The following is a 2997-nucleotide window of genomic DNA, read 5'->3' on the forward strand; positions in this document are numbered from 1 at the left end:
TAGGATTGAATAAAGTTCCTTGCTTTTACAGTTAATCTTAACACTGGGTCCATAGTTGTGAGAACCCAAGAGCATTCCAGCAACTAGAATATATGTATCCTGATTTATTTCTCCATAAAAATCAGAGAACCACTTATAATTAATACTATTTGTTGCCTCAGTTAGTTTTCTTGTTGCTACCTCATAAAATTCTTTGTTAGAATTATAAAAAGATTCAAAATCTGATAAAACATAAAACTCATTAAGCAATTTTTCCAAACTATCTAAGTTGTTCTTATCCCATCTTGAGTCAAGATTTTGAGTATCAAATAAAGTAATAGAATTATCAACTATTTCTATTCTTATCGCTAAAGACATAATCGCATCGTAGGCAATTTGTCTTTCTTTTCTTAATTGTTTCAGATAACTTATTATCTCATGCTCTTTAAAATTAAAAAAATGGTTATCAACTTTTTCTGAATATATCTTAAGATTGTTATTTTTGTACTCATCGAACCCAGCTATTCTTGAAATAACACTCAATAACTCAATTCGTTTGTCGGTTTTTACAATTGGTTCGTTGTAATTTCCTTTAAGCATTAAAGTTGAAAAGGTAATTACTAAAAGAGTCAAGGTAGTTTTCATCATTGTTGAATTTTTCCGTTTTTTAGGACGGGTTAAAATGTGCCACAACGGCTGGGGGTGTGGCAAGTGTGGGAGAGCGTGTTACGTTTTCGTCCCCGGACGAAAACGCCCGAGCGGGCGAAACCGCTCCGAAGTTCCAATGTCAACCCACATTGGCTACACCCCTTGTTACCGCCTGTGTTTTAATTATTTAAGTCCTTTCTCTTTAATTTTGGAAACTAATTCCGTCAAAACATTTAAAAATTTCATAATCCTTTCATTGTCAACAGATTTGTTTATAACCCACTTAAAATTCGATTTTGCTGGTACAAAGAACCCTGTTTTTTCTAATGCTTTCTTATAATAATCCACAACGCTTTCATAGTCATTGACTTTCTTTGTTATTTCTTCAATTCCACTATAAATACTTTGTTTAAAAACAGAGTCAGGTGGATATCCAAAACATAGTCCGACAAAACCGTTTTCAATGGGTAAATTTAGTGAAAATCCTTTCGAACCCCAACGGAAAAATAAGTCATTGCTTTTAGCGAATTCAAATATTTTTTCAAAAACTACTTTTCCGTTTTTATCCAATGATTCAAGGAATGTTTTTTCATCAACTTTTGGTAATTGTGCTGTTGATTTTACTTCACTTTTTATAAAATTTTCTTCACCAACCACAAAATCACTTGTAATCATTCTTTCAAATGCGTGATTCTGAAAGTATTTAAATTCCATACAATAAATTTCAAGCCCTTTTTTTCTTAGGTAAAGTGAAGTCTGTTTTATATGATTACTAATGTCTTGCGCTACAATTACTAATTTTGTGTTTTTATTAAATGATACTTTGTCATCATTTGTTATTTCAAAATATTCTTGATGATAATTATCTAATGAGGTTTCTTCACCTATGTATCCTTGATATATTTCATTCAGCGCTTCATAATCAAGATTTTCAATAAATGATGCATATTCAAGCAGTTGTGCGACTGTTTCTCTTGGTGTTTTTCCACGCTTTAATTCAATTACAACTGTATTCCCATTTCTATCAAGACCTAATAAATCAATCCACGAACTTAAATTTGTTGGAACTTGTCGCCCAATAATCATTATTTTACTGTCTTCAAAGAAGTATTCAGGGTTTCTTTCAAGCAAATTTTCTAAATCCGATTCTTTATTTTCTTCTTTAAAAATATGCTCTTTATACGGAATTAGTTTTCCGTCCTTATTTATCGTAAATAGTTTCATAATCTGTGTGTTGTCTTAACATTGGCGGTAACGGCTGGGGGTGTGGCTAGTGTGGGAGAGCGAGCTTCGATTTCGTCCCCGACGAAATCGACCCGAACGTGCTAAACCGTTCCGAGAACCCATTAAAAACCCACATTAGCTACACCCCTTGTTATGCACCGTAAATTTTTCTTTCAATCAATTCGTAGTTAAAAATACATTCATTTAACCATCTCAAAATATCATTTCTTTCTTTTATTCTTTCAGTAATCCAATCTATGCCAATTACTTTATTTATAAAATTTGTCTTACCAATATGAATTGTATATCCATTTATCGTTGTTTTTTCAAATGTTTTAAGTTTTACTTGCAACCAATGATTTCCTCTCGATAAACCATAGAAATCTTTAGTTAAAGATATTCTTAAGTCATAATCTTTGAGTGTACTTCCCCTAAATGATGAGCACAAAGAATTTTCATTTGTAAATATTAAGAAGATTAAGGTCTCAAATTGAGTTGGAGAAAGGTATTTATAATAATTTTTCAAGTCAATCCTCAAGGTTTTTTTTAAAACTAAAGCATTTGAATATTCTTTTGCTGAATTTTTCAACTCCGTTAAAGTCATTCGATTATATGACTGATTGCTATTTATATTTGAAAAGAATTCAGGATGCTCTATTTTATTAAAACGTTCAAATAATTCGGCTTTTATTGATTTTGGTAATGATTCTACAATCTTATTATCTTTTTCTTTATAGTTTATATATTCACAGGGGCCATTATATACTTCTTTGTCAGTAACTTTGAAACAATAAATGAATTCTTTATAAAATACCCAAAAATATATTAATTCGTTTTCATTCTTTAATTCAAAAAATCTATGAATTTGTTCAATACTCAAATGATGTTGTTTCCCAATATTATCTGGATAATCTTCTTTTTTCCAAGTACCATAATAGATTGATAAATCAATTTCATTTTGGTTTTTTTTTAACCAAATATCAATTCCTTTATTATCAATCAAATATTTAAAATAATAGTGTTTCATTTTCTTGTTTTATGGTGCATAACGGCTGGGGGTTGTGGCTAGTGGGGATGTGCGTAGCCCACGTTTTCGTCCCCCGACGAAAACGAATGGCAGCGGGCGACCCTGCCCCGAGTACCCCA

At 31.3% G+C, this 2997-nt stretch carries 3 protein-coding genes; all 3 read right to left on the bottom strand.

Annotated elements, in window-relative coordinates:
* On the bottom strand, positions 1-627 hold a 627-nt coding region (locus G8O23_RS17135), incomplete at its 3' end, for a DUF4932 domain-containing protein (RefSeq protein WP_166367134.1).
* 183 nt (positions 628-810) lie between these two features.
* Positions 811-1851 (bottom strand): endonuclease NucS domain-containing protein, encoded by a 1041-nt coding sequence (locus tag G8O23_RS17140; RefSeq protein WP_166367136.1) that lies wholly within the window; start codon positions 1849-1851, stop codon positions 811-813.
* A gap of 151 nt (positions 1852-2002) precedes the next feature.
* Entirely contained in the window at positions 2003-2878 is an 876-nt protein-coding gene (locus G8O23_RS17145) for a hypothetical protein (protein WP_166367138.1), read from the bottom strand.
* Positions 2879-2997: the final 119 nt, after the last annotated feature.

Source organism: Perlabentimonas gracilis (assembly GCF_011174675.1).
Classification (GTDB): Bacteria; Bacteroidota; Bacteroidia; order Bacteroidales; family Tenuifilaceae; genus Perlabentimonas; species Perlabentimonas gracilis.

Excerpts from the sequence above, each read along its gene's own strand:
- G8O23_RS17140 (WP_166367136.1), bottom strand. The coding sequence starts at position 1,851 with ATGAAACTATTTACGATAAATAAGGACGGAAAACTAATTCCGTATAAA.
- G8O23_RS17145 (WP_166367138.1), bottom strand. The coding sequence starts at position 2,878 with ATGAAACACTATTATTTTAAATATTTGATTGATAATAAAGGAATTGAT.